Consider the following 25,737-nt stretch of genomic DNA (forward strand, 5'->3'; position numbering starts at 1 on the left):
GTGACATCTCGGAGACTTCCACAGCGCAGCCTGACGACTACACACAGTGACGAATCTTGGCCATAGGAAAAGATCGCCAAAATGGCCGCCGGGAGGCGGCAGGCGATCGAATCAGGGTCTGAAGAGGTCCGGAAAACCCATCCGGACATGCGACGACCCCCGCCGGGGGGGAGAGCGGGGGTCGTCCCCACGGTCCGACTCGGGGGGGGAGGAGCCAGACCGGGTTAGCACGGTCGCGAACGATCCGTGACTTCCATGGTGTACCCGAGAGCCTTCTCAGGCAAACCCACGCGCCTCACCTTACGCCGAATGGTGGGCGCCTATGCTCGGGCTCGTGGAAAACCACTCCTTGCCCCGCACAGCTGCCTTCTTTGACCTGGACAAGACGGTCATTGCGAAGTCGAGCACTCTCACCTTCAGCAAGTCGTTCTACCAAGGCGGCCTGATCAACCGCAGGGCGGTACTGCGAACTGCATATGCACAGTTCGTGTTCCTCGCGGGCGGCGCCGATCACGACCAGATGGAGCGGATGCGCGAGTACCTGTCCGCGCTCTGCCGCGGATGGAACGTGCAGCAGGTCAAGGAGATCGTCGCCGAGACGCTGCACGACCTGATCGACCCGATCATCTACGACGAGGCCGCTTCCCTCATCGAGGAGCACCACACCGCGGGGCGGGACGTCGTCATCGTCTCCACGTCGGGCGCCGAGGTCGTCGAGCCGATCGGCGAACTACTCGGCGCGGACCGCGTGGTGGCGACCCGGATGGTCGTCGGCGACGACGGCTGCTTCACCGGCGAGGTCGAGTACTACGCCTACGGCCCCACCAAGGCGGCCGCGATCAAGGAGCTCGCGCAGTCCGAGGGGTACGACCTCGACCGCTGCCACGCCTACAGCGACTCGGCGACCGACCTCCCCATGCTCGAGTCCGTGGGGCATCCGCACGCGGTCAACCCCGATCGAGCGCTGCGTCGCGAGGCCCTCGCGCGCGGGTGGCCGATTCTCGACTTCCACCGCCCGGTCCCGCTCAAGGAGCGGCGCCAGAAGCCGTCCCGGCCCGCGCTGGTCGCGGTGGCGGCCGTGAGCGCCGCAGCGGCCACGGCGGGGCTCGTGTGGTTCGTGAGCCGTCGCCGCACCACACGCGCCCGATTCACCCTTGTTTGAACCTAAAAGTAAAGAAGTAGTGCCAGCACTTCCGCTTACTCCAGGACAGGAGTACAAAGGAGTCAACGGCCCGCGAGACCAAGGACATCCGAGAGGATTACCTTTAAACGCAACCAAGGCCCCACGGACCGAAGCATGAACACCGAGCACCCACGCGACGTCGACCCGTCGATTACGGGCCAGCCGCACCAGGTAACGGGCTAAGTTCCTGACCTGATGGGCAAACTACGAGGACGCTTGGTAACCCGGTGAACATGCCAGCGGCGGTACGAGTTCTCGTACCGCCGCATCCCTGTGTCGAAGCGGAAGCGCCTCAGGCCGCGCCGCGCTGCATGGCCTCGCAGACCGCCGTCGACTCCCTGACACCCAGTTCGACCGCACGCCCGCAGTGGGCGATCCAGGCGGCCATGCCCTCCGGTGTCCCGGACGCGTAGCCGTCGAGCGCCCCCACGTACGCCGCCCGCCCCTGTTCCGCGTGCCCCGCCTCCGCCGGGCAGACCGACTTCGGGTCGAGCCCGCTGCCCACCAGGACGATCCGCTCGGCCGCCCGCGCCACCAGGCCGTTGTGCGAGCCGAAGGGGCGCAGGCTGAGCAGCTCGCCGTGCACCACGGCCGCCGTCACGAGGGCCGGCGCGGAGCCGCCCGCGATGATCAGCTGCGAGAGCCCCTCCAGACGGCCGGCCACCTCGTCGGAGTCCGGCACGGCCAGCTCGACCAGTGGCTCGTCGACCGGATCGCCCGCAAGGCGCGGCCGTCCCGCCGCCTCGTCGTTCTCCGCGGCGGCGACCAGGTGGAGGCGCGCGAGGACGCGCAGCGGCGACTGCCGCCAGATGGACAGGAGTTGGCCGGCCTCCGCGGTGAGCCGCAGGGCAGCGCCGACCGTGCGAGCCTCGCCGTCGCCGCTGAAGTCGCTGCGCCGGCGTACCTCTTCCAGTGCCCAATCGGCACCGGAGAGCGCCGCCGAGCCGCGAGCGCCGCGCAGCGCCGCCTCGGAGGTGATCTCGTTGCTGCGGCGCCTCATGATCCGGTGCCCGTAGACCCGGTCCACGGCCTTGCGCACGGAGTCCACGGAGTCGGCCACGCCGGGCAGTGCGCCCAGGGCCGCGAGCGGATCGGCTGTCGTACTCATGAGTACGACCCTACGCACCCCTGGCGCTCCCCCCACGAAGGAGTGGTCTTCTTCACGCCGCATCGATACGACACGTGATCGTACGACTACCCTTGGTGAACATGAAGATCGCTTTCGTAGGGAAGGGCGGCAGCGGCAAGACCACGCTGTCCTCGCTCTTCATCCGCCACCTCGCCGCCACCGGAGCACCGGTCCTCGCGGTGGACGCCGACATCAACCAGCACCTGGGCCCCGCGCTCGGTCTCGACGAGGCGGACGCCGCCGAGCTGCCCGCCATGGGCGCACGCCTCCCTCTCATCAAGGACTACCTGCGGGGGTCCAATCCGCGGATCGCCTCGGGCGACACGATGATCAAGACGACGCCGCCCGGTGAGGGTTCGCGGATCCTGCGGGTGCGCGAGGACAATCCCGTGTACGACGCGTGCGCCCGGCCGGTGGAACTCGACGACGCAGCCGTGCGTTTGATGGTCACAGGGCCGTTCACCGAAGCCGACCTCGGTGTCGCCTGCTACCACTCCAAGACGGGGGCGGTGGAGCTGTTCCTGAACCACCTGGTCGACGGGCGCGACGAGTACGCGGTCGTCGACATGACCGCGGGTTCGGACTCCTTCGCCTCCGGCATGTTCACCCGCTTCGACATGACGTTCCTGGTGGCCGAGCCGACCCGGAAGGGGGTCTCCGTCTATCGCCAGTACAAGGAATACGCACGGGACTTCGGCATCGACCTCAAGGTCGTCGGCAACAAGGTGCAGGGCCAGGACGACATCGACTTCCTGCGCGAGCAGGTGGGCGACGACCTCCTGGTGACGGTCGGGCACTCGGACTGGGTGCGCTCCATGGAGAAGGGCCGCCCGCCCCGGTTCGAACTCCTGGAGGACGCCAACCGCCGCTCCCTGCGCGCGCTGCAGAGCGCCGTCGACACCGCGTACGAGCGCAGGGACTGGGACCGCTACACCCGTCAGATGGTCCACTTCCACCTGAAGAACGCGCAGAGCTGGGGCAACGAACGGACGGGTGCCGACCTGGCTGCCCAGGTCGACCCCGACTTCGTGCTCAGCGAGCGAGCCGTCGCTACGGCTTGACCGCCGGGGCGCCCGGGACGCCCTTGGGGGCCGGTGCGGGCTGGGCGGAGAGGAAGGACGCCCAGCCCTCCTTCGGGGTCTTGCCCTGCGGCAGCTTGGTGAGGCGCTCGACGGTCTTCGGGTCCTGGGCGTCGAGCCAGTCGGCGAGTTGCCGGAAGGAGACGCACCGCACCTCGCGCTTGGTGCAGACCGACTCGATCGTCTCCTCGATGGCGCGCATGTACGTGCCGCCGTTCCAGGACTCGAAGTGGTTGCCGATGATCAGCGGGGCGCGGTTGCCCTTGTAGGCGCGGTCGAAGCCCTGGAGCAGGCCGTCACGCATCTGGTCGCCCCAGTACTCGTGCTTGTCCGGGTCGCCCTGCGACGTCGTGCCCGACTGGTTCACCATGAAGTTGTAGTCCATGGTGAGCGTCTCGAACTTGCGGCCCGGAACGGGGACGAGCTGCATCGACAGGTCCCAGAGGCCTTCCTTCTTCTTGGGCCAGACCTGGTTGTTGACGCCGCTGGTGTCGTAGCGGAAGCCCAGGTCCCGGGCCGCCCGCATGAAGTTCTTCTGGCCTTCGAGGCAGGGCGTGCGGGCGCCGACGAGTTCCTTGTCGTAGTCGAAGGGCAGTGGCTGCGCCTTCTTCATGCCCGTGTTCGTCTTCCAGGCCTTCACGAAGGACTTGGCCTGGTTGATCTCGCTCTTCCAGTCGGCGACCGACCACTGGCCCACGCCGCCGCTGGTGCCGCAGAAGTGGCCGTTGAAGTGGGTGCCGACCTCGTTGCCCTCGAGCCAGGCGCCGCGGAGCTGCTCGACGGTGTCCTTGATTCCCTTGCGGTCGTTGAAGCCGATGTCCGAGCTGCCGGCCAGGTGCTGCGGCGGTTCGTAGAGCTTCCGCTTCGCCTCGGGGAGCATGTACACGCCGCTGAGGAAGTACGTCATCGTGGCGTTGTTCCGCTTGGCCACCTTGCGGAAGTGCGAGAACAGCTTCTGGCTGTCCTCGCCCGCACCGTCCCAGGAGAAGACCACGAACTGGGGCGGCTTCTGGCCGGGTCTCAGACGCGCGGGCTCGGGCAGGTGCGGCTGTCGGCCGGTGAAGGCGGTCGAGCCGTCACCGATCATGCGAACCGCGCTCTTGGGGGCCGGTGCGGGGGACGCCTTCTTGGCGCCGTGCGTGCCTTCCTTGGCGCCGGTGTCGCCGTTCGAGCAACCGGCCAGTGACGCGACACATGCCACGAGGGCGGTGATGCCCGCGGCGATCCGCTGGATCCTCTGGGTGGCGGCCATCTTCCGCCCACCTTCTTCCTTCAGTCGGCTTCGAACCGGGGCACGGGCTGCAGGAGCACTGCAGGGAGCCCACGGGGGGCGCTTCAGGGGCCACGACCGGACTGTTTAGGACCTAATTGCCCGGAAATGACCCATAGCGCCGCCAACGTCGCACGGGGGCATGAGTACGACGGTCCGACAAGCCGATGAATAGCTTTAATCACCCTTCAGGGTGATCTACTGACCTATTTGCACCATTTGTCTATCCAATACCTTTACTCTCCATTACGATCCGTTTACCGAGAGTTGAGATATCCCGCCGCTGCAACGCCGTGACCCACGGCCGCGACCCGACCTCCGGGCACCACCGGAGGACCCCCTGTTCCGCGACCGCGCTGCCCCGGAGGAGACGGGAAACCATGTCTGCCTGCGTCCCCACCCATGCCACCGACTCGGCCCACGCCTCACGCGACCACGAGCCCCACGGCCCGCCGCCCGGAAAGTTCGGCAAGTTCCGTAACTTCCGCATCGCGGGCGCCGACGTCTCCGCGTCGATCGCCGTCTTCCTGATCGCCCTGCCGCTGTCCCTCGGCATCGCGCTCGCCACCGGAGCACCGCTCCAGGCGGGCCTCGTCGCCGCCGCCGTCGGCGGCCTGGTCGCCGGATGGCTCGGCGGATCGCCACTACAGGTCAGTGGCCCCGCCGCAGGACTCACCGTCGTCACCGCCGACGTCATCCACCAGTACGGCTGGCGGACCACCTGCGCCATCACCGTCCTCGCCGGAATCGCCCAACTAGGCCTCGGCTGCCTGCGCGTGGCCCGCTCGGCGCTCGCCGTCAGCCCCGCCGTCGTGCACGGCATGCTGGCCGGCATCGGCGTCGCCATCGCCGTCGCCCAGCTGCACATCGTGCTCGGCGGCACCCCTCAGAGCTCCGTGCTCGCCAACCTCCGTGCGCTGCCCGCCCAGTTGGCCGACGCGCAGTCGGCCGCGCTGGCGATCAGCGCGCTGACCCTGGCGCTGCTGCTGCTCTGGCCGCGGATTCCCGGCCGGGTGGGCAGAGCCCTCCGTGTCGTGCCGGCCCCCCTCGTCTCCGTGGCCGCGGCGACCGCCGTCGCCGCGCTCGCCGGGCTGAGCGTGGCCAAGGTCGATCTGCCGTCCTGGCGCAGTCACGCCCTCGCGGGCCTGCCCGAAGGGCCCGTGCTCGGGCTCATCGCCGCCGTCCTCACGGTCACGCTCGTCTGCAGCGTCCAGTCACTGCTCGGCGCCGTCGCCGTGGACAAGCTCTCCTCCGGCCGCCCCGGGCCGCGCGCCGGCGGCCGCTCCGACCTCAACCGTGAGCTGCTCGGCCAGGGCGCCGCGAACGCCGTCTCCGGAGTGCTCGGCGGGCTGCCCGTCGCCGGGGTCGCCGTACGCAGTGTGGCCAATGTGCGGGCCGGCGCCGTCAGCCGGAACTCCACGATGCTGCACGGCGTTTGGGTAGTAGTAGCCGCCCTGCTGATGGTCCCCCTGCTCGAGCTGATCCCCCTCGCCGCGCTCGGCGCGCTCGTGATGGCGGTCGGCATCCAGATGGTGAGCCTGAACCACATCCGCACCATCACCCGCCACCGCGAGATCCTCGCGTACACGACCACGACCCTCGGCGTCGTCTTCCTCGGAGTGCTCGAAGGCGTGGCCCTCGGCGTCGCCGTCGCCGTGGCCGTCGCGCTGCACCGCCTGGCCCGCACCCGGATCACCCACACCGAGGAGGACGGGGTCCACCACGTGCGCGTGCGCGGCCAGTTGACCTTCCTCGCCGTGCCGCGCCTCAGCAGGGCGCTGCACCTCGCCCCCCAAGGGGCAGCCATCATCGTCGAGCTGGACGGTTCCTTCATGGATCACGCGGCGTACGAAGCACTGCACTGCTGGCAGGACGCACACACCGCGCAGGGCGGCACCGTCGAGGTGACCGGACGCGCGGGGACGCGGATCGCCGAGCCCGCAAGTGCCTCACACTCCTGCTGCCGGCCCTGGACGGCCTGGCGCAACCACCACTGCGACCGCCCCCAGGAGGCCCCGCAGGGCGCGGGCCGGCCCAGCGGGCATCAACTGGCCAGCGGCATCAGCGCGTTCCAGCGGAACACCGCCCCGCATGTGCGCGGCGAGCTGGCCCGCCTCGCACGCGAGGGACAGCAGCCCTCGCAGCTCTTCCTGACCTGCGCGGACTCCCGGCTCGTCACCTCGATGATCACGTCGAGCGGCCCCGGCGACCTCTTCGTCGTACGCAATGTCGGCAATCTGGTGCCGCTGCCGGGCGCCGAGAGCGGGGACGACTCGGTGGCCGCGGCGATCGAGTACGCGGTGGACGTACTGCAGGTGCGGTCCATCACCGTGTGCGGACACTCCGGGTGCGGCGCGATGCAGGCGCTGCTCAACACCCCGCCCGGGGGCGCCCAGACTCCCCTGAAGCGCTGGCTGCGGCACGGAATGCCGAGCCTGGACCGGATGGCGGCGCACCAGAAGGAGGGCTGGGCGCGGCTGGCCGGGCGGGCGCCCGCCGACGCGGTCGAGCAGCTCTGCCTGACCAACGTGGTGCAGCAACTGGAGCACCTGCGCGGCCACGGTTCGGTGGCTCGGCGGATGGCCGAGGGTTCCCTCGAACTGCATGGCATGTACTTCCATGTCGGCGAGGCTCAGGCGTATCTGCTGACCGAGAGTCAGGACGCCGTATTCGACCAGGTGACACCGTCACCGCACGAAGGAACACCGCGCGAGGAGCCACCTGCCCGAGTAAAGGTCTAAACCAATTTTCGGCAGGCTCTTGTCACCAGGGGTATACGTCTGATGAGCTGTGGCTTTGGACACAACGGACACCCTGGGAATGGGAGATGTCGTGAGCAACGAAAGCCTGGCCAACCTTCTTAAAGAAGAGCGAAGGTTCGCGCCGCCGGCCGACCTGGCGGCCAACGCCAACGTCACCGCGGAGGCGTATGAACAGGCCAAGGCTGACCGGCTCGGCTTCTGGGCCGAGCAGGCCCGCCGCCTGACCTGGTCCACCGAACCGACCGAGACGCTCGACTGGTCGAACCCGCCCTTCGCGAAGTGGTTCGCGGACGGCAAGCTCAACGTCGCGTACAACTGCGTGGACCGCCATGTGGAGGCCGGGAACGGCGACCGCGTGGCGATCCACTTCGAGGGTGAGCCCGGTGACAGCCGGGCCATCACCTATGCCGAGCTCAAGGACGAGGTCAGCCGGGCGGCCAACGCGCTGACCGAGCTGGGCGTCCGGCAGGGCGACCGCGTCGCCGTCTATCTGCCGATGATCCCCGAGGCCGTCGTGTCGATGCTGGCCTGTGCCCGCATCGGCGCCGCGCACTCCGTGGTCTTCGGCGGCTTCTCCGCCGACGCCATCGCCAAGCGCGTGAAGGACGCCGACGCCAAGGTCGTCATCACCTCCGACGGCGGCTATCGCAGGGGCAAGCCCGCTGCCCTGAAGCCCGCGGTGGACGACGCCGTCGCGCGCGAGGACAGCTCCGTCGAGCACGTCCTCGTCGTGCGCCGCACCGGCCAGGACGTGGCGTGGACCGAGGGCCGCGACGTGTGGTGGCACGAGCTCACCGAGCGCCAGTCCGCCGAGCACGCGCCCGAGGCCTTCGACGCGGAGAACCCGCTCTTCATCCTCTACACCTCCGGCACGACGGGGAAGCCCAAGGGCATCCTGCACACGTCCGGCGGTTACCTCACGCAGGCCGCGTACACCCACCACGCCGTCTTCGACCTCAAGCCGGAGACCGACGTCTACTGGTGTACGGCCGACATCGGCTGGGTCACCGGGCACTCGTACATCACGTACGGCCCGCTGGCGAACGGCGCGACGCAGGTCATGTACGAGGGCACGCCCGACACCCCGCACCAGGGGCGCTTCTGGGAGATCGTCCAGAAGTACGGCGTGACGATCCTCTACACGGCGCCGACGGCGATTCGTACGTTCATGAAGTGGGGCGACGACATCCCCGCGAAGTTCGATCTGAGCAGCCTGCGGGTCCTCGGGTCGGTCGGTGAGCCGATCAACCCCGAGGCGTGGATGTGGTACCGCAAGAACATCGGCGCCGACAAGTGCCCCATCGTGGACACCTGGTGGCAGACCGAGACCGGCGCGATGATGATCTCGCCGCTGCCCGGCGTGACCGCGACCAAGCCGGGAAGCGCCCAGCGCGCCCTGCCGGGCATCTCCGCGACCGTCGTCGACGACGAGGCGCGCGAAGTGCCGGACGGCGGTGGCGGCTACCTCGTCCTGACCGAGCCGTGGCCCTCGATGCTGCGGACCATCTGGGGCGACGACCAGCGCTTCCTCGACACGTACTGGTCGCGCTTCGAGGGCAAGTACTTCGCCGGTGACGGCGCCAAGAAGGACGACGACGGCGACATCTGGCTCCTCGGCCGCGTGGACGACGTCATGCTCGTCTCCGGGCACAACATCTCCACCACCGAGGTCGAGTCGGCGCTCGTCTCGCACCCCTCGGTCGCCGAGGCGGCCGTCGTGGGCGCGGCGGACGAGACCACCGGTCAGGCCATCGTCGCGTTCGTGATCCTGCGGGGCACGGCCAACGCCGACGACGAGGGTCTCGTGGCGGACCTGCGCAACCACGTGGGCACGACGCTCGGACCGATCGCCAAGCCGAAGCGGATCCTGCCGGTCGCCGAGCTGCCCAAGACCCGGTCCGGGAAGATCATGCGGCGCCTGCTCAGGGACGTCGCCGAGAACCGCGAGCTGGGTGACGTCACCACGCTCACGGACTCCTCCGTGATGGACCTGATCCAGACCAAGCTGCCTGCCGCGCCGAGCGAGGACTAGTCAGAGCTGAGTCAGACCCGAGTCTGATCCGCGTCTGATCCGCGTCACAGAGGGGCATCCGGCACCGCGCCGGGTGCCCCTCTTGCGCATAAAGTGACGATCACCGGATAGGTCCGGTCGCATGTTAGGTACGCTAAGGATCGCGTCAACGTCGCGCCAAGAACGGCGTGGGACGACGCGAGACAACGCGAGAAGAAGTACCTAGGTGCGCCGGGAAGTCTGGTCGGCATGTGATTCGTCCTGCCTACCCGACCGGAGGTCGACCCCCGTGGCCGCGCCCGCACCCAGCAACAACAACCGCAAGGTTCTCGGACGGCTCTCGCTGCCCGAGCGGAATTTCGTCGCGAACGCGCTGCGCACCGAGACCGTCGGCGGTGTCCTCCTCCTCGCCGCCGCCGTCACCGCCCTGATCTGGGCCAACACCGCCGGCGGCTCGTACGCGTCCGTGAGCGGCTTCCACCTGGGGCCCGGCGCCCTCGGCCTCGACCTCTCCATCCAGCACTGGGCGGCCGACGGACTGCTCGCCGTCTTCTTCTTCGTCGCCGGCATCGAGCTCAAGCGTGAGCTCGTCGCGGGCGATCTGCGCGACCCCAAGGCCGCCGCGCTCCCCGTCGTCGCCGCGCTCTGCGGCATGGCCGTACCCGCCCTCGTGTACGTCCTGGTCAACACCGTCGGCGGCGGTTCCATGGACGGCTGGGCGGTGCCCACCGCCACGGACATCGCCTTCGCGCTCGCCGTCCTCGCGGTCATCGGCACCTCGCTGCCGTCCGCCCTGCGCGCCTTCCTGCTCACCCTCGCCGTCGTCGACGACCTCTTCGCCATCCTGATCATCGCGGTCTTCTTCACCAGCGACCTCGACTTCGCGGCCCTCGGCGGCGCGGTCCTGGGCCTCGCGGTCTTCTGGCTGCTGCTCCGCAAGGGCGTACGCGGCTGGTACGTCTACGTTCCGCTCGCCCTGGTCATCTGGGGCCTGATGTACAACAGCGGCATCCACGCCACGATCGCCGGTGTCGCGATGGGTCTGATGCTGCGCTGCAGCCGCCGCGAGGACGAGGAGCACTCGCCGGGCGAGCACATCGAGCACCTGGTGCGGCCCCTCTCCGCGGGACTCGCCGTACCGCTGTTCGCGCTGTTCAGCGCCGGTGTCGTGGTGTCGGGCGGCGCGATCGGGGACGTATTCAGCCGGCCGGAGACGCTCGGTGTGGTGCTCGGCCTCGTGGTCGGCAAGGCGGTCGGCATCTTCGGCGGCACCTGGCTCGCCGCGCGGTTCACCAAGGCCGAGCTCAACGACCAACTGGCCTGGCCCGACGTCTTCGCGGTCGCCTCCCTGGCCGGCATCGGCTTCACCGTCTCGCTCCTGATCGGCGAACTCGCCTTCACCGACGACCCGCTGCTCACCGACGAGATCAAGGCAGCCGTCCTGATGGGCTCTCTCATCGCGGCCGTGCTCTCCGGGATCCTGCTCAAGATGCGCAACGCCCGCTACCGCACGCTGTACGACGACGAGGAGCGCGACGACGACCTGGACGGCATCCCGGACGTGTACGAACAGGACAAGCCGGAGTACCACCTGCGGATGGCCGCGATCCATGAAAAGAAGGCGGCCGAACACCGCAGGCTTGCCGAAGTGTCGGCCGGGGCACGCACCGATGACGACGGTCCGGCATGATCTGAGCAGACTTGACTGCGCAGACTGAGCTGGGCGGTCGTATCTGAACAGACGTATGTGAGCACGCTTACGCAGACCTACGCAGATTCACGGAGAAGGGGAGAAGCGATGAGCACACCCGACGGGCCCGTCGGCACCGAACGCAGCCTCGGGCAGCTGGTCTCCACGGCGACCAGCGACTTGTCCGCGCTGGTGCACGACGAGATCGCGCTGGCCAAGGCCCAGCTGCGGCAGGACGTCAAGCGGGGTGCGGTCGGCGGTGGTGCGTTCGCCGCCGCTGGGGCGGTGCTGCTCTTCTCGCTGCCGATGCTGAGCTTCGCCCTGGCGTACGGCATCCGCACGTGGAGCGGCTGGAACATGGCGATCTGCTTCGTGCTGTCCTTCGCGGCGAACGTGCTGGTCGCAGGCGTGCTCGCGCTGATCGGCGTCGTTTTCGCGAAGAAGGCCAAGAAGGGCAAGGGCCCGCAGAAGGCCGCCGCTTCGGCCAAGCAGACGGCTGCCGTACTCCAGAACGTCAAGCCGCACCCGCGTTCGGTCAGCCCCGCGCACTCCACAGGTGCCACCCTCGACCGTGTCGGTGACAAGGCTTCGGCTGTGGCACGCTCGTCTTCATGACGGACCCTGCCACGCCCGCCCCCCATCCGGCCCAACCGACGTCACTCGTACGCATCGAAGGACCGTGGACCCACCGGGACGTCGCCGCCAACGGCGCCCGCTTCCACATCGCCGAGATGGGCGACGGGCCGCTGGTGCTGCTGCTGCACGGATTTCCGCAGTTCTGGTGGACCTGGCGGCATCAGATGGTGGCGCTCGCCGACGCGGGGTTCCGTGCGGTCGCGATGGACCTGCGGGGCGTGGGTGGCAGCGACCGTACGCCGCGCGGTTACGACCCGGCGAACCTCGCGCTCGACATCACGGGCGTCGTCCGGTCGCTCGGCGAGCCGGACGCCGCGCTCGTCGGGCACGACCTGGGCGGGTACCTCGCGTGGACGGCGGCCGTGATGCGGCCCAAGCTGGTGCGCCGCCTCGCCGTGTCCTCGATGCCGCATCCGCGGCGCTGGCGCTCGGCGATGCTGTCGGACCGCAAGCAGAGCGCCGCGAGTTCGTACGTGTGGGGCTTCCAGCGGCCGTGGCTGCCGGAGCGTCAACTCGTCGCGGACGACTCGGCTCTGGTGGGGCGTCTGGTGCGGGACTGGTCGGGGCCGCGCCTTCCCGACGACGAGGCGGTGGAGACGTACCGCCGCGCCATGACGATCCCCTCGACGGCGCACTGCTCGATCGAGCCGTACCGCTGGATGGTGCGGTCGATGGCCCGCCCCGACGGCATCCAGTTCAACCGGCGCATGAAGCGCCCCGTGCGGGTGCCCACGCTGCATCTGCACGGCTCCCTGGACCCGGTGATGCGCACGCGCAGCGCGGCTGGCTCCGGCGAGTACGTCGAAGCGCCTTACCGGTGGCGGCTGTTCGACGGTCTCGGGCACTTCCCGCAGGAGGAGGACCCCGTCGCCTTCTCGACCGAGCTGGTCAACTGGCTGAAGGATCCCGAGCCGGACCGGTAGACCGGGAGGCCCTCCCCCGAGATCAGGCGAACACCTGTCCGTCGAACGGCCAATTGCCTCCCGCATAGGCCAATTGGGGCCCGTGGGCGCGATTACCGACCTTGGGGCACGGGCACACGTCGGGGTATGGGCTGGACGCACGACTACAGTGACGTAGCACGCAATCGCCGCTCGGCCACAGCGCTGAACAGCCGTGAGAGGGGCGCTCCGCACGATCCGGGCCATCAAGGCCCTGCTCAAGACATCGGCATTCCCCACATCCTGCGCCGCAGGGCCCGTTGGGTCTCGGCGCGGCTGAGGCATACGCGCGACTGATCCGCCTGCTCTCCGCTTGCCTGGCTCTCCGCTTGCCTGGCTTTCCGCTCTCCCGACCGCGCCCGGCTACAGCGCGCACCCCTGGCTGTCGACCTCCTGGTTGGCGCTGCGGCCTGCCTCGATGTCCTTGCGGACCTCGTCGCCGGTGAGTGCGTAGCCGGTGTCGGGGTCGTCCAGTGACTTCGCGAAGACCACGCCGTAGACCTTGCCGTCGGGCGTGAGCAGCGGGCCGCCGGAGTTGCCCTGGCGGACGGTCGCGAAGAGCGAGTACACATCGCGGCGCACGGTGCCCCGGTGATAGATGTCCGGGCCGTTGGCCGTGATGCGACCGCGCACGCGCGCGGGGCGGACGTCGTACGGGCCGTTCTCCGGGAAGCCGGCGACGATCGCGCTGTCACCGCTGACCGCGTCCTTCGACGTGAACTTCAGCGCGGGCGCCTGGAGGGTCGGCACGTCCAGTACGGCGATGTCGCGCTCCCAGTCGTAGAGCACGACCTTCGCGTCGTACGTCCTGCCGTCTCCGCCTATCTGGACCGTCGGCTCGTCCACGCCACCGACCACGTGCGCGTTCGTCATCACGCGGCGGTCGTCGAAGACGAAGCCGGTGCCTTCGAGGACCTTGCCGCAGCCGCGCGCCTCGCCCTGCACCTTCACGATGGAGCGCTTGGCCTTCGTGGCGACCTCACTCTTGGCGAGCTTGGGGTCGGGGGCCTGCACCTCGGTGATGGGCTCGTTCGAGAACGGGCTGAAGACCTGCGGGAAGCCGTTGCGCGCGAGGACCGACGAGAAGTCGGCGAACCACGTGTCGGCCTGGTTGGGCAGCGTGCGCGAAACGCCGAGCAGGATCTTGGAGTTACGTACTTCCTTGCCGACCGTCGGCAGCGTCGTGCCCGCGAGGGCGGAGCCGATCAGCCAGGCGACGAGGAGCATCGCCAGTACGTTGACCAGCGCGCCACCCGTGGCGTCCAGGGCGCGGGCGGGCTGCCAAGTGATGTACCGGCGGAGCTTGTTGCCCAAGTGGGTGGTGAACGCCTGGCCGATGGAGGCACAGACGATCACGATGACCACGGCGACGACGGCGGCCGTCGTGCTCACCGCTCCCTCGTCGTCCGTCAGGGCGCCCCAGATGACGGGCAGCAGGTACACCGCGACGAGCCCGCCGCCCAGGAAGCCGATCACCGACAGGATGCCGACGACGAATCCCTGGCGGTAGCCGACGACCGCGAACCACACGGCGGCGACCACCAACAGGATGTCCAGCACGTTCACCGATTCAATCCTCGCCTCGCATCGCGGTCGCCACGTCCCCGCAACCTTGTCATGCGCGCCAGTCGAGCGGCACCTGCTTGGTGCGGTCCCAGGGGCGCTCCCAGCCTGCGAAGTGCAGAATTCGGTCGATCACTCCGGCCGTAAAACCCCAGACCAGAGCGGATTCGACGAGGAACGCCGGGCCTTGGTGGCCGCTCGGATGAACCGTCGTCGCGCGGTTGCGGGGATCCGTGAGATCGGACACGGGGACCGTGAAGACCCGGGCCGTCTCGGCCGGATCGACGACGCCGACGGGGGTGGGCGTGCGCCACCAGCCGAGCACCGGGGTCACCACGAAGTCGCTCACCGGGATGAAGAGCTTGGGCAGCACGCCGAAGAGCTGGACGCCCCGGGGGTCGAGCCCGGTCTCCTCCTCGGCCTCGCGCAGGGCGGCGCGCAAGGGGCCGTCCGTCAGCGGATCGCCGTCCTCGGGGTCGAGGGAGCCGCCGGGGAAGGAGGGCTGTCCCGCGTGCGAGCGCAGGCTCCCCGAACGCTCCATCAGGAGCATCTCGGGGCCGCTCGCGCCCTCCCCGAAGAGGACGAGCACGGCGGACTGGCGCCCGGCGCCGCTCTCCGGGGGCAGGAAGCGGCTGAGCTGGGTCGGCCGGACCGTCGCGGCGGCTCGGGCGACGGGATCCAGCCAGGCGGGAAGCCCCTCGGTGCTGAGGCGCGCGTGCCCGTCGGGGCTGTCCAGGCGGGCGGGGTCGCCCGCCCTGCCTGCCCCGTGAAAGCCGTTGCCATCGCTCATGTGCGTATCGCTCGTGTCGGTTGTCTCGCTCGTGTCGCTCGCGTGCGTCATCGGCACCCCCGTCCAACTGTGGACAACGCCTGTGGACCCTCGGTTGGTTCCTCGCTCATGCGGCGCCCAGCGGGGGCGCGGCCTTCCCCGGGTAGTCCGGCGGGGGCTTGAGGCGCTGGCCCGGCAGGCCGCCCATCTCGTACTTCAGGAGCTTCTTCGCCTTCTCCGGGTCGGTCTCGCCCTCTCCGTACGACGGACAGAGATCGGCGATCGGGCAGGCGCCGCAGGCGGGCTTGCGGGAGTGGCAGATCCGGCGGCCGTGGAAGATCACGCGGTGCGAGAGCATCGTCCACTCGCTCTTCGGGAAGAGGTCGGCGATGGCGGCCTCGACCTTCACCGGGTCGGTCTCCTCCGTCCACTTCCAGCGGCGGACGAGCCGCCCGAAGTGGGTGTCCACGGTGATCCCGGGGACCCCGAAGGCGTTCCCGAGCACGACGAACGCGGTCTTGCGTCCTACGCCGGGCAGCTTCACCAGGTCTTCGAGACGGCCGGGGACCTCACCGCCGTGGTTGTCCCGCAGGGCGGCGGCGAGCCCCATGATCGACTTCGTCTTCGCCCGGAAGAACCCGGTCGGCCGGATCAACTCCTCGACCTCTTCGGGGTTGGCGGCGGCGAGGTCCTCCGGGGTCGCGTACGCGGCGAAGAGGCGCGGGGTCGTCTGGTTCACCCGCAGGTCGGTGGTCTGCGCGGAGAGGACCGTGGCGACGAGGAGCTCGAAGGGGTTCTCGAAGTCCAACTCGGGATGGGCGTACGAGTACACCTCCGCGAGCTCGCGGTTGATGCGGCGGGCCCGCCGGACGAGGGAGGCGTGGGACTCGGGCTTGGCTTTGGCTTTGGGTTTGGCTTTGGGTTTGGGGATCGCTTTGGAGGGGGTGGCCTTCTTGGCTGGGGTGGCCGTGGCCTTCTTCGCCGGGGCAGCCTTCTTGGCCGGGGCGGCCCTCTTGGCGGGGGCCGGTTTCGCCGCGCCCGCGGTGGCCGGTTTCTTCTCCGAAGGCTTGCTCACCGGTGGCACCCTTGTCCCTTTTGTCGCATTCTCTGACTCGGTGGAAGTATGTTCGCCCACAGCGGAATCCAGGCGGGCTGATAGGTTCTCAGCCTGTCTGGCCTGTGCTCTCACCGGCTTTTTGGACACTCGGCCAGCCTAGAGCCCGACACTGACATCCGCCCTGGACCCTATGGATCGGCCCCCAATTGGCCCCCTCCCGCACAGCATGCGACGCCAGTGCGGCAGACTTGTGACTGATCACACTGTTTGGACGGTCCGGCAAAATGGGGACCACGGTCCCCTGATGCAGGTCGACAAGGAGAGAACTCGTGGACGACGTTCTGCGGCGCGCCCCGCTCTTCGCGGCGCTCGATGACGAACAGGCCGCGGAGCTCCGCGCCTCCATGAGTGAGGTGACGCTCGCGCGCGGGGATGCGCTTTTCCATGAAGGTGACCCCGGAGACCGCCTTTACGTGGTCACCGAGGGCAAGGTGAAGCTTCACCGCACCTCACCCGACGGCCGCGAGAACATGCTCGCGGTGCTCGGCCCCGGCGAGCTCATCGGTGAGCTCTCGCTGTTCGACCCGGGCCCGCGGACGGCAACCGCCTCCGCACTCACCGAGGTCAAGCTGCTCGGCCTCGGCCACGGCGACCTCCAGCCCTGGCTGAACGCACGGCCCGAGGTGGCCGCGGCGCTGCTGCGTGCCGTGGCCCGGCGCCTGCGCAAGACCAACGACCAGATGTCCGATCTGGTCTTCTCCGATGTGCCCGGGCGTGTGGCCCGTGCCCTTCTGGACCTGTCGCGCCGCTTCGGCGTGCAGTCCGAAGAGGGCATCCACGTCGTGCACGACCTCACGCAGGAAGAGCTGGCCCAGCTGGTCGGCGCCTCCCGCGAGACGGTCAACAAGGCACTGGCGGACTTCGCCGGGCGCGGGTGGCTTCGGCTGGAAGCGCGCGCGGTGATCTTGCTGGATGTGGAGCGGCTGGCCAAGCGGTCGCGCTGACGCTGTTTCGCTGACGCTGTTTCGTACGCGGATGGGGTCCCGCCTCTTTGAGGCTGGGCCCCATCCGTGCTTCCGCACAGGCTTTCCCGCCCACCCGCATTGCCCCGCGGGGTAATGCGGGTGGGCGGGCAGGGGACGTCCGGCGCGGAGCTGCGGTACAGGTGGGTGCGGTGCGTCTCGCCTGTTGCCGCTAGATCAAGCCGTGTTCCCGCAAGTAGTCCAGTTGCGCCCGTACCGAGAGTTCCGCCGCCGGCCACAAGGAGCGGTCCACGTCCGCGTAGACGTGGGCGACCACCGCCGATGGTGCCTCGTAGCCGTTCTCCACGGCCGTCTCGACCTGGGCCAGGCGGTTCGCGCGGTGGGCCAGGTAGAACTCGACCGCGCCCTGCGCGTCCTCCAGGACCGGGCCGTGGCCCGGCAGGACCGTGTGGACGCCGTCGTCGACCGTCAGGGACCTCAGCCGCCGCAGGGAGTCCAGATAGTCCCCCAGGCGGCCGTCAGGGTGCGCCACGACGGTCGTACCGCGGCCCAGGACCGTATCCCCCGTCAGGACCGACTGATCGGCCGGGAGATGGAAGCAGAGGGAATCCGCGGTGTGGCCCGGCGTCGGGACCACGCGGAGCTCCAGGCCGCCCGTGGTGATCACGTCACCCGCGCCCAGGCCCTCGTCGCCGAGGCGCAGCGCGGGGTCAAGCGCCCGCACCTTGGAGCCGGTCAGCTCGGCGAAGCGGGCGGCGCCCTCCGCGTGGTCCGGGTGGCCGTGGGTGAGGAGGGTGAGCGCGACCCGCTGCCCGGCCTTCTCTGCCGTGGCGATGACGTTCCGGAGGTGTACGTCGTCCAGCGGGCCCGGGTCGATGACGACCGCGAGCCCCGAACCGGGCTCGGAGACGATCCAGGTGTTGGTTCCGTCCAGCGTCATCGCCGACGCGTTGGGCGCGAGGACGTTGACCGCGCGGGCGGTCGCGGGACCGCTGAGGACCCCGCCCCGGGGCTGCCCGGGAAGGGCGGCGGCTTCGGTCATGCGGGGGTGACTCCCGTCCGGTTCGTGGAGGGCACGCCGCAAGGGCCGCTGCGAGGCCCACCGGCGGGCACGGCCGTGGTCATGCGGAGCCCCCCGTAGGGATGTGCTTGGTGAACTCGTCGTGGCCCGGCCAGGACAGCACCAACTCGCCGTCCTCGAAGCGCGCTTTGGCCAGGACCGGGGTGAGATCGCGCTCCGGGGCGCCCGCGAGGGCGTCGGCGGCCGATCCGTAGGGGCGCAACTGGCGCAGGGTCGCGATGGTCGGCGGCATCATCAGGAGGTCGCCCTTGTCGTACCCCGCCGTGGCCTCCCCCGGGGCGATCCATACCGTGCGGTCGGCCTCCGTGGAGGCGTTGCGGGTGCGCTGCCCCTCCGGGAGTGCCGCCACGAAGAAGAAGGTGTCGTAGCGCTTCGGCTCAAACTCCGGGGTGATCCAGCGTGCCCATGCGGCAAGGAGGTCACTCCGGAGGACCAGGCCCCTGCGGTCCAGGAACTGCGCGAAGGAGAAGTCGCGGGCCACCAGGGCCTCGCGGTCCGCCTCCCAGTCGTCGCCCGTGGTGTCGCCGACGACGCTGGTCGGGGTGGGCCCCGCGAGCAGTACGCCCGCTTCCTCGAACGTCTCGCGGACGGCGGCGCACACGATCGCCTGGGCGCCCGGCTCGTCCACGCCGAGGCGCAGCGCCCACGTCGCGCGGGAGGGGCCCGCCCAGCGCACGAGGTGGTCGTCGTCGCGCGGGTCCACGCCACCGCCCGGATACGCGTACGCGCCTCCGGCGAAGGCCATGGAGGCGCGTCTGCGCAGCATGTGTACGGCAGGGCCCGCCACGGAGTCCCGCAGGAGCATGACCGTGGCCGCCCGGCGCGGAGTCGCGGGAGTCAGTTCGCCGCTGCTCAGCGCACGGATACGGTCGGGCCACTCCGGGGGGTACCACTGCCCATTAGCCATGGGCGGAGGCTATCCCCTAGTGGGCTGATGTTCGAGAGGCAACTATCGGGTGCCAGAAGGCAGCCGACAGAGCAGCCGACACGCGGTCGGCAAGGCGACCGCGAGGCAACCGGCAAGGCGGTGACTACGCCTCGGTCAGCTCCACCTGGACCTCGACCTCGACGGGCGCGTCCAGCGGCAGGACCGCCACGCCCACGGCGCTGCGGGCGTGCACGCCCTTGTCGCCGAGGACCTCGCCGAGCAGCTCGCTCGTACCGTTGATCACGGCGGGCTGGCCCGTGAAGTCCGGGGCCGACGCCACGAAGCCGACGACCTTCACGACGCGCGCGATGCGGTCCAGGTCACCGGCGACGGACTTCACCGCGGCGAGCGCGTTCAGCGCGCACGTGCGGGCCAGTTCCTTGGCCTCCTCGGGAGTCACCTCCGCGCCGACCTTGCCGGTCATCGGAAGCTTGCCCTCCACCATCGGGAGCTGGCCCGAGGTGTAGACGTACACACCGGACTGGATCGCCGGCTGGTAGGCGGCGATCGGCGGCACGACCTCCGGCAGGGTCATGCCGAGCTCGGCCAGCTTCGCCTCGACGGCGCCGCTCATGCCTGCTTCTCCCGCTTCAGGTAGGCCACGAGCTGCTCAGGGTTGTTCGGCCCGGGCACGACCTGGACGAGCTCCCAGCCGTCCTCGCCCCAGGTGTCCAGAATCTGCTTCGTGGCATGGACGAGCAGCGGCACGGTCGCGTATTCAAACTTGGTCATATGGCCGACTGTAGCCGTTGTGAGGCGCTGCTCACGGTGGCCTCCTGCTTAGTCCGGACGGCGACTGGTTAGGCTCGGAAGTGTGAGCAGGCTCCAGGTCGTCAGCGGCAAGGGCGGTACCGGCAAGACCACGGTGGCCGCCGCACTCGCGCTCGCCCTCGCGACGGAGGGCAAGCGCACCCTCCTCGTGGAGGTCGAGGGCAGACAAGGCATCGCGCAGCTCTTCGAAACCGAAGCGCTGCCGTATGAGGAGCGGAAGATCGCCGTCGCTCCCGGGGGCGGGGAGGTGTACGCCCTCGCCATCGACCCTGAACTGGCGTTGCTCGACTACCTCCAGATGTTCTACAAGCTGGGGGGCGCGGGACGCGCGCTCAAAAAACTCGGCGCCATCGACTTCGCCACCACGGTCGCGCCGGGGCTGCGGGACGTCCTGCTGACCGGCAAGGCCTGCGAGGCCGTACGCCGCAAGGACAAGAGCGGGCGCTACGCGTACGACTGCGTGGTGATGGACGCGCCGCCCACCGGCCGCATCACGCGCTTTCTGAACGTGAACGACGAGGTGGCGGGGCTCGCCAAGATCGGCCCGATACACAATCAGGCGCAGGCCGTGATGCGTGTCCTGAAGTCTCCGGAGACGGCGGTCCACTTGGTGACGCTGCTCGAGGAGATGCCCGTCCAGGAGACCGCGGACGGCATCGCCGAGCTGCGTTCCGCGAAGCTGCCCCTGGGGCGCGTCATGGTGAACATGGTGCGGCCCGCGCTGCTCGACGAGGCCTCGCTGGAGCTCGGGCTCGGCAAGACCCCTCGTACGGCCATCGCGAAGTCCCTGTCCGCCGCCGGGCTCGGCGGCGCCCGGCGCGGCGGTGTCGCCGAGCGGCTGGTCGATCCGCTCCTCGAGCAGGCCGCCGAGTACGCCGAGCGGCATGCCCTGGAGCGCTCCCAGCGGGCCGCCCTGGGCGGGCTGGGCCTCCCCCTGCACGAACTGCCGCTGCTGGCCGGGGGAATGGATCTGGCGGGGCTCTACGGCCTCGCCGCGGAACTGCGGAAGCAAGGGATCGCATGACCAGGGATCGCACGGCCTCGGACCCGGCACGGGACGCGGACACGACGGACCCGGCACGGGACCCCGACACGACACGCCCCCTGGACCCGGCCCGCACGCTCGACGTGGACGCCCTTCTCGACGACCCGAAGACCCGCATCGTCGTGTGCTGCGGCTCCGGAGGCGTCGGCAAGACGACCACGGCGGCGGCGCTCGGGCTGCGCGCGGCCGAGCGGGGCCGCAAGGTCGTCGTCCTGACCATCGACCCGGCGCGCCGGCTCGCCCAGTCCATGGGGATCGACTCGCTCGACAACGTCCCGCGCCGGGTCAAGGCCGTCGGCGGACCCACCGGCGCAGGTGCTGGTGAGGGCGTCGGCGAAGGCACCGGCGAAGGCACCGGCGAGCTGCACGCCATGATGCTCGACATGAAGCGCACCTTCGACGAGATCGTCGAGGCGCACGCTGACAAGGAGCGGGCGAGCGCGATCCTCGGCAACCCCTTCTACCAGTCACTTTCGGCGGGCTTCGCGGGCACGCAGGAGTACATGGCGATGGAGAAGCTGGGGCAGCTGCGCTCCCGCGACGAGTGGGACCTGATCGTCGTCGACACGCCGCCCTCGCGCTCGGCCCTCGACTTCCTCGACGCGCCGAAGCGCCTCGGCTCCTTCCTGGACGGGAAGCTGATCCGGGTGCTCATGGCCCCGGCGAAGGTGGGCGGCCGGGCCGGGATGAAGTTCCTGAATGTCGGTATGTCGATGATGACGGGGGCCCTGGGCAAGCTCCTGGGCGGGCAACTGCTGCGTGACGTGCAGACGTTCGTGGCCGCGATGGACACCATGTTCGGCGGATTCCGTACCCGCGCGGACGCCACGTACCGGCTGCTCCAGGCGCCGGGCACGGCGTTCCTCGTGGTGGCGTCGCCGGAGCGGGACGCGCTGCGCGAGGCGGCGTACTTCGTGGAGCGCCTGGCCGCCGACGACATGCCGCTCGCCGGCCTCGTGCTGAACCGGGTGCACGGCAGCGGCGCCGCCCAGCTCTCGGCCGAGCGGGCACTTGCCGCCGCGGAAAATCTTGAAGAGACCCGCATTGTGGATCAGGTGGACGGGAAGGTTGGACTGCGTAACTCCCGTGAGGCTTCCCACGAGGCTCCCGGCAACTCTCCTGAGGCCCCCGGCAGTTCCGAGACCCCCGAACCGTCTGAAGCAACCTCTGAAGCACTCTCTGAGGCGACCTCCGCGGCGCCCTCTGAACTCGCACCTTCTGAACTCGTACCTTCTGCACCCCATGACGCACGCCCGCATGACACGGACGCACGCCCCGGTGAGACCGACACGCGCACGGACGCGGACGCACATCCGCCCGTGGCGCAGCTGACCGCCGGTCTGCTGCGACTGCACGCGGAGCGCATGCAGCTGCTCGCGCGCGAACAGCGCACGCGCGATCGCTTCACCGCGCTTCACCCCGAGGTTGCCGTGGCCGAAGTGACGGCGCTGCCGGGCGATGTGCACGACCTGGCAGGCCTTCGGGCCATCGGGGACCGGCTCGCGGCCGGTACTGATGGTGGTCCGGCCGGAGCTGCCTGAGCAGCGGGACCGGCCCATTGCCACGCGGCCGATGCGGGACCGGCCCATTGCCACGCGGCCGATGCGGGACCGGCCCACTGCCACGCGGCCGGTGGGGGCAGTCCCCATCGGGGCTTTCCCCACCGCCACGCGGCGGACGGGCTGACCCGACGGGCGCTAGCCCACTGCCGCGTAGCTCTCGTACGTCTCGTCGTCCTCCAAGTCCACGGGCAGCAGGCCCGCGCCACGCTCGTACTCGGAGCGCGCCGTCTCCAGCAGACGGCGCCACGAGGTGACTGTGGGACGCCTGCGCAGCAATGCGCGGCGCTCCCGCTCAGTCATGCCACCCCACACGCCGAACTCGACGCGGTTGTCCAGCGCGTCGGCCAGGCACTCCGTGCGCACCGGGCAACCGGTACACACCGCCTTGGCCCTGTTCTGCGCTGCTCCTTGAACGAACAGTTCATCTGGATCGGTAGTGCGGCAGGCCGCCTGCGCACTCCAGTCGGTTACCCAGCCCATACCGGCGCCGTCCTCTCCCGAATCGAGGCTCCCCCACGGCGGCAGCGGCATATTCACCGCCGCCAGTTGAGGACGTTACGGAAGGTGGGCACAGCGCAACACCCCCTTCGGGCCCAATCTTGAATGGCCCGAACGGACTATGCGTAAGCGGCAGATCACCCGACGGAGTGAGCTGGCGACATGCGTGATTAACCCGGCAAATGCGGGCACTTCAGCTGAGTCACAACGGGCATCGAATGCCGCATGAGGCGAATTCGGACACACTTTCCCTAGCCCGAAAAGGGCAGAGGGAGACCCCACTCGGGATTCGGGACCGACGGAGGGGTTGTTGCCAAACCGCACTGCTGTGACAGTTGATAGCAGCTTAGGCCAAGGCATTGAGGCGTGTCCGGCGAATCAGAACGTAGGCTGCCCCCATGGGAAAGAAGCGCTCGGGCGGTGGTCTGTCACCAACTCAGCAGGCAGCGAAGTTCCTAGGTGTCAGCGTGCTCGCGGGAGCCGTGCTGGCAGGTATCGCCCTGCCCGCGGCCGGCGCGCTCGGCCTCGCGGCGAAGGGATCGGTCGAGGGATTCGACGAGATCCCCTCCAACCTGAAGCAGCCGCCGCTGAGCCAGCGCACCACGATCCTGGACAACAAGGGCGGCTCCATCGCCACGGTCTACTCGCGTGACCGCACCGTGGTGCCGCTCAAGCAGATCTCGCCGTACATGCAGAAGGCGATCGTCGCGATCGAGGACTCGCGCTTCTACGAGCACGGCGCGGTCGACGCCAAGGGCATCCTGCGCGCGCTGAACCAGAACGCGCAGAGCGGCGGCGTCTCCCAGGGAGCGTCCACGCTCACCCAGCAGTACGTGAAGAACGTCTTCGTCGAGGAGGCGGGCGACGACCCGTCGAAGGTCGCCGAGGCCACCCAGCAGACCCTCGGGCGCAAGATCCGCGAGCTGAAGTACGCGATCCAGGTCGAGGACAAGCTCGGCAAGAAGCGCATCCTCAACAACTACCTGAACATCACCTACTTCGGTCAGCAGGCCTACGGAGTCGAGGCCGCGGCCCAGCGCTACTTCTCCAAGCCCGCCAAGAGCCTCCAGGTCCAGGAGGCCGCGATGCTCGCCGGCATCGTGCAGTCCCCCAGCCGGTACGACCCCGTGAACGACACGGAGGAAGCCACCAAGCGCCGCAACACGGTGCTGCAGCGCATGGCGGAGACGCACGACATCACGCAGGCGGAGGCCGAGGCGGCGAAGAAGAAGCCGCTCGGCCTGAAGGTGAGCACGCCCCAGAACGGCTGCATCACGTCGGTCAGCGGCGCCGGGTTCTTCTGTGACTACGTGAAGAAGGTCTTCCTCGCCGAACCGACCTTCGGCAAGACCAGGGAGGCCCGCGCCAAGGTCTGGGACCAGGGCGGTCTGCGGATCAAGACGACCCTCGACCCACAGGCACAGCAGTCCGTGCAGGCGTCGATAAAGGATCACGTCAACCAGTCCGACGACGTGGCGACCGCGGCCACCATCGTCGAGCCGGGCACCGGCAAGATCCTGGGCATGGGCCAGTCGCGGCCCTACGGCTTCAAGAAGGACGAGACCACGCTCAACCTGTCCGTGGACGACGCCATGGGCGGCGGCGCGGGCTACCAGCCGGGATCGACGTTCAAGCCGATCGTCGCCGCGGCCGCCCTGGAGGGCGGCATGCCGCCGACGAAGAGCTACGGAGCTCCGTACGAGATGCCGTACCCCAGCAGCGTCTCGGCGTGCGACGGCAAGAAGTGGGTGAACTCGGGCGGCGCGAAGCTCACCAACGAGAACGAGACCGAGGTCGGCCCGTACGACATGAGGGAAGCGACCGCGAAGTCGGTCAACACCTACTACGTGGAGATGATCGGCGACATCGGCATCTGCCCGGTGACGAAGATGGCCAAGGAGATGGGCGTCGAGCGGGCCGACGGCAGGAAGTTGGACCAAGCGCCGTCGATCGCGCTCGGCACCCAGGAGATGTCGCCGCTGACGATGGCGAGCGCGTACGCGACGTTCGCGGCGCGCGGCAAGTACTGCTCGCCCATCGCGTTCGAGTCGATCTCCGCTCCGGGCGGCAAGACGCTGCCGGTGCCGAAGTCGACGTGCTCGCGCGCGATGTCGGTGAAGACGGCCGACACGATCAACACCCTCCTGAAGGGCGTGGTCGAGGACGGAACGGGCAAGCAGGCCGGCCTCGGCTCCCGGGCGAGCGCGGGCAAGACCGGTACGACCGACTTCCGCTACGCCGCCTGGTTCGTGGGCTACACCCCGAACATGTCGGGCGCGGTGTGGGTCGGCGACCCGCAGCACAAGCGGCGGATGGTGAACATCACCATCGGCGGAGTCCCGTACGACAAGGTCTTCGGTGGTGAGGTGCCGGGTCCGATCTGGCGGGACGCGATGAGCGGGGCGCTCGCGGGCAAGCCCGCGCCGGGCTTCCACACCATCCACATCCCGGACGGCGGCAAGGACAAGGACAAGGACCGGCCCCACGAGGACGACAAGCCGGGCGGCGGCAATGGCGGCGGCAACGGCGGGGGCGGCGACAACGGTGGGGGCGATGGGGGCGGCGGTGGCGGCGATCCCTGGCCGGACATCTCGTTGCCGCCGGATGTCATCGGGGGGAACGAGAACGGGGGCGGGATCGGCGGGGGTTGGGACCGGTAGGTAGGTCCGTAGGTCCGTAGACCCGTAGACCCGTAGACCCGTAGACCCCTAGACCCCTAGATCCGTAGACCCGCTCTTACTGATCGGTACGTGGATGAGGGCGCCCCCAGTCTCTTGGG

22 protein-coding genes are annotated in these 25,737 nt (G+C 69.4%); 12 read left to right on the top strand and 10 right to left on the bottom strand.

The annotated features are described in order from the left end of the window. Positions 1–322: 322 nt before the first annotated feature. Entirely contained in the window at positions 323–1,162 is an 840-nt protein-coding gene (locus ACFUPX_RS27870) for an HAD family hydrolase (RefSeq protein WP_383328328.1), read from the top strand. Between the two features lie 313 nt (positions 1,163–1,475). Here the strand turns inward: ACFUPX_RS27870 and ACFUPX_RS27875 are convergent, their stop codons facing one another. Beyond that, positions 1,476–2,291, bottom strand: coding sequence for an oxidoreductase (locus tag ACFUPX_RS27875; RefSeq protein WP_383328331.1), 816 nt, complete (start codon positions 2,289–2,291; stop codon positions 1,476–1,478). A 101-nt stretch (positions 2,292–2,392) separates the two neighbouring features. Here ACFUPX_RS27875 and ACFUPX_RS27880 point away from each other — a divergent pair, with 101 nt between their 5' ends. Next, complete coding sequence (locus tag ACFUPX_RS27880; RefSeq protein WP_383328334.1) at positions 2,393–3,373, top strand: ATP-binding protein; 981 nt, start codon at positions 2,393–2,395, stop codon at positions 3,371–3,373. Here the strand turns inward: ACFUPX_RS27880 and ACFUPX_RS27885 are convergent. After that, positions 3,363–4,643, bottom strand: coding sequence for a hypothetical protein (locus ACFUPX_RS27885; protein ID WP_383328336.1), 1,281 nt, complete (start codon positions 4,641–4,643; stop codon positions 3,363–3,365). The two genes, ACFUPX_RS27880 and ACFUPX_RS27885, sit on opposite strands and share 11 nt — an antisense overlap. Positions 4,644–5,041: 398 nt before the next feature. On the opposite strand from ACFUPX_RS27885, the gene ACFUPX_RS27890 reads away from it, so the two are divergent. The 6 genes from ACFUPX_RS27890 to ACFUPX_RS27915 all read left to right on the top strand — a co-directional run bounded on the left by ACFUPX_RS27890 (position 5,042) and on the right by ACFUPX_RS27915 (position 12,998). Next, positions 5,042–7,402, top strand: a complete 2,361-nt coding sequence (locus ACFUPX_RS27890) for a bifunctional SulP family inorganic anion transporter/carbonic anhydrase (protein ID WP_383328339.1) — start codon at positions 5,042–5,044, stop codon at positions 7,400–7,402. A 49-nt stretch (positions 7,403–7,451) separates the two neighbouring features. Next, positions 7,452–9,455, top strand: a complete 2,004-nt coding sequence (acs, locus tag ACFUPX_RS27895; protein ID WP_383328342.1) for an acetate--CoA ligase — start codon at positions 7,452–7,454, stop codon at positions 9,453–9,455. A 268-nt stretch (positions 9,456–9,723) separates the two neighbouring features. Continuing rightward, positions 9,724–11,124: a Na+/H+ antiporter NhaA gene (gene nhaA, locus ACFUPX_RS27900; RefSeq protein ID WP_383328345.1), complete on the top strand. Its 1,401-nt coding sequence runs from the start codon at positions 9,724–9,726 to the stop codon at positions 11,122–11,124. A gap of 108 nt (positions 11,125–11,232) precedes the next feature. Beyond that, positions 11,233–11,739 carry a phage holin family protein gene (locus ACFUPX_RS27905; RefSeq protein ID WP_383328348.1) on the top strand — a complete coding sequence of 169 codons (507 nt, stop codon included), beginning with the start codon at positions 11,233–11,235 and terminating at the stop codon, positions 11,737–11,739. Beyond that, a complete protein-coding gene (locus tag ACFUPX_RS27910) occupies positions 11,736–12,683 on the top strand; it encodes an alpha/beta fold hydrolase (RefSeq protein ID WP_383328350.1) in 948 nt (315 codons plus the stop codon). The genes ACFUPX_RS27905 and ACFUPX_RS27910 overlap by 4 nt, the downstream gene beginning before the upstream one ends. 126 nt (positions 12,684–12,809) lie before the next feature. Next, positions 12,810–12,998, top strand: a complete 189-nt coding sequence (locus ACFUPX_RS27915; protein WP_383328353.1) for a hypothetical protein — start codon at positions 12,810–12,812, stop codon at positions 12,996–12,998. A gap of 66 nt (positions 12,999–13,064) precedes the next feature. On the opposite strand, the gene ACFUPX_RS27920 is transcribed toward ACFUPX_RS27915, so the two are convergent. The 3 genes from ACFUPX_RS27920 to nth are packed head-to-tail and all read right to left on the bottom strand — an operon-like array spanning position 13,065 to position 16,117. After that, a complete protein-coding gene (locus ACFUPX_RS27920) occupies positions 13,065–14,267 on the bottom strand; it encodes a MarP family serine protease (protein ID WP_383328356.1) in 1,203 nt (400 codons plus the stop codon). 49 nt (positions 14,268–14,316) lie between these two features. Beyond that, entirely contained in the window at positions 14,317–15,105 is a 789-nt protein-coding gene (locus ACFUPX_RS27925; RefSeq protein WP_383328359.1) for an NUDIX hydrolase, read from the bottom strand. A gap of 55 nt (positions 15,106–15,160) precedes the next feature. Next, on the bottom strand, positions 15,161–16,117 hold the full coding sequence (nth, locus tag ACFUPX_RS27930; RefSeq protein WP_383328362.1) for an endonuclease III: 957 nt from the start codon (positions 16,115–16,117) through the stop codon (positions 15,161–15,163). Positions 16,118–16,419: 302 nt separating this feature from the next. Here nth and ACFUPX_RS27935 point away from each other — a divergent pair, with 302 nt between their 5' ends. After that, complete coding sequence (locus ACFUPX_RS27935; protein WP_016642758.1) at positions 16,420–17,094, top strand: Crp/Fnr family transcriptional regulator; 675 nt, start codon at positions 16,420–16,422, stop codon at positions 17,092–17,094. A 190-nt stretch (positions 17,095–17,284) separates the two neighbouring features. On the opposite strand, the gene ACFUPX_RS27940 is transcribed toward ACFUPX_RS27935, so the two are convergent. From ACFUPX_RS27940 to ACFUPX_RS27955, 4 genes are all read right to left on the bottom strand, one after another. Beyond that, positions 17,285–18,115, bottom strand: coding sequence for an MBL fold metallo-hydrolase (locus tag ACFUPX_RS27940; RefSeq protein ID WP_383328365.1), 831 nt, complete (start codon positions 18,113–18,115; stop codon positions 17,285–17,287). A gap of 79 nt (positions 18,116–18,194) precedes the next feature. Continuing rightward, complete coding sequence (locus ACFUPX_RS27945; protein ID WP_383328369.1) at positions 18,195–19,061, bottom strand: NUDIX hydrolase; 867 nt, start codon at positions 19,059–19,061, stop codon at positions 18,195–18,197. 124 nt (positions 19,062–19,185) lie between these two features. Then, complete coding sequence (locus ACFUPX_RS27950) at positions 19,186–19,656, bottom strand: RidA family protein (protein WP_383328372.1); 471 nt, start codon at positions 19,654–19,656, stop codon at positions 19,186–19,188. Continuing rightward, complete coding sequence (locus tag ACFUPX_RS27955; protein WP_383328374.1) at positions 19,653–19,814, bottom strand: DUF4177 domain-containing protein; 162 nt, start codon at positions 19,812–19,814, stop codon at positions 19,653–19,655. The genes ACFUPX_RS27950 and ACFUPX_RS27955 overlap by 4 nt, the downstream gene beginning before the upstream one ends. Positions 19,815–19,896: 82 nt before the next feature. Between ACFUPX_RS27955 and ACFUPX_RS27960 the strand changes: the two genes are divergently transcribed. Further along, positions 19,897–20,877 carry an ArsA-related P-loop ATPase gene (locus ACFUPX_RS27960; RefSeq protein ID WP_383328377.1) on the top strand — a complete coding sequence of 327 codons (981 nt, stop codon included), beginning with the start codon at positions 19,897–19,899 and terminating at the stop codon, positions 20,875–20,877. Then, on the top strand, positions 20,874–22,439 hold the full coding sequence (locus ACFUPX_RS27965; protein WP_383328380.1) for an ArsA family ATPase: 1,566 nt from the start codon (positions 20,874–20,876) through the stop codon (positions 22,437–22,439). The genes ACFUPX_RS27960 and ACFUPX_RS27965 overlap by 4 nt, the downstream gene beginning before the upstream one ends. A 156-nt stretch (positions 22,440–22,595) precedes the next feature. Here the strand turns inward: ACFUPX_RS27965 and ACFUPX_RS27970 are convergent, their stop codons facing one another. Beyond that, positions 22,596–22,940, bottom strand: a complete 345-nt coding sequence (locus ACFUPX_RS27970; protein ID WP_167828965.1) for a WhiB family transcriptional regulator — start codon at positions 22,938–22,940, stop codon at positions 22,596–22,598. Between the two features lie 416 nt (positions 22,941–23,356). Here ACFUPX_RS27970 and ACFUPX_RS27975 point away from each other — a divergent pair, with 416 nt between their 5' ends. Continuing rightward, complete coding sequence (locus tag ACFUPX_RS27975) at positions 23,357–25,618, top strand: transglycosylase domain-containing protein (RefSeq protein WP_383328384.1); 2,262 nt, start codon at positions 23,357–23,359, stop codon at positions 25,616–25,618. Positions 25,619–25,737: the final 119 nt, after the last annotated feature.

Origin of the sequence: Streptomyces sp. NPDC057302 (assembly GCF_042667685.1) — a bacterium.
Taxonomy (GTDB): Bacteria; Actinomycetota; Actinomycetes; order Streptomycetales; family Streptomycetaceae; genus Streptomyces.

Excerpts from the sequence above, each read along its gene's own strand:
- ACFUPX_RS27870 (WP_383328328.1), top strand. The coding sequence starts at position 323 with ATGCTCGGGCTCGTGGAAAACCACTCCTTGCCCCGCACAGCTGCCTTC.
- ACFUPX_RS27875 (WP_383328331.1), bottom strand. The coding sequence starts at position 2,291 with ATGAGTACGACAGCCGATCCGCTCGCGGCCCTGGGCGCACTGCCCGGC.
- ACFUPX_RS27880 (WP_383328334.1), top strand. The coding sequence starts at position 2,393 with ATGAAGATCGCTTTCGTAGGGAAGGGCGGCAGCGGCAAGACCACGCTG.
- ACFUPX_RS27885 (WP_383328336.1), bottom strand. The coding sequence starts at position 4,643 with ATGGCCGCCACCCAGAGGATCCAGCGGATCGCCGCGGGCATCACCGCC.
- ACFUPX_RS27890 (WP_383328339.1), top strand. The coding sequence starts at position 5,042 with ATGTCTGCCTGCGTCCCCACCCATGCCACCGACTCGGCCCACGCCTCA.
- ACFUPX_RS27905 (WP_383328348.1), top strand. The coding sequence starts at position 11,233 with ATGAGCACACCCGACGGGCCCGTCGGCACCGAACGCAGCCTCGGGCAG.
- ACFUPX_RS27910 (WP_383328350.1), top strand. The coding sequence starts at position 11,736 with ATGACGGACCCTGCCACGCCCGCCCCCCATCCGGCCCAACCGACGTCA.
- ACFUPX_RS27915 (WP_383328353.1), top strand. The coding sequence starts at position 12,810 with ATGGGCTGGACGCACGACTACAGTGACGTAGCACGCAATCGCCGCTCG.
- ACFUPX_RS27925 (WP_383328359.1), bottom strand. The coding sequence starts at position 15,105 with ATGACGCACGCGAGCGACACGAGCGAGACAACCGACACGAGCGATACG.
- ACFUPX_RS27940 (WP_383328365.1), bottom strand. The coding sequence starts at position 18,115 with ATGACCGAAGCCGCCGCCCTTCCCGGGCAGCCCCGGGGCGGGGTCCTC.
- ACFUPX_RS27945 (WP_383328369.1), bottom strand. The coding sequence starts at position 19,061 with ATGGCTAATGGGCAGTGGTACCCCCCGGAGTGGCCCGACCGTATCCGT.
- ACFUPX_RS27950 (WP_383328372.1), bottom strand. The coding sequence starts at position 19,656 with ATGAGCGGCGCCGTCGAGGCGAAGCTGGCCGAGCTCGGCATGACCCTG.
- ACFUPX_RS27955 (WP_383328374.1), bottom strand. The coding sequence starts at position 19,814 with ATGACCAAGTTTGAATACGCGACCGTGCCGCTGCTCGTCCATGCCACG.
- ACFUPX_RS27965 (WP_383328380.1), top strand. The coding sequence starts at position 20,874 with ATGACCAGGGATCGCACGGCCTCGGACCCGGCACGGGACGCGGACACG.
- ACFUPX_RS27970 (WP_167828965.1), bottom strand. The coding sequence starts at position 22,940 with ATGGGCTGGGTAACCGACTGGAGTGCGCAGGCGGCCTGCCGCACTACC.
- ACFUPX_RS27975 (WP_383328384.1), top strand. The coding sequence starts at position 23,357 with ATGGGAAAGAAGCGCTCGGGCGGTGGTCTGTCACCAACTCAGCAGGCA.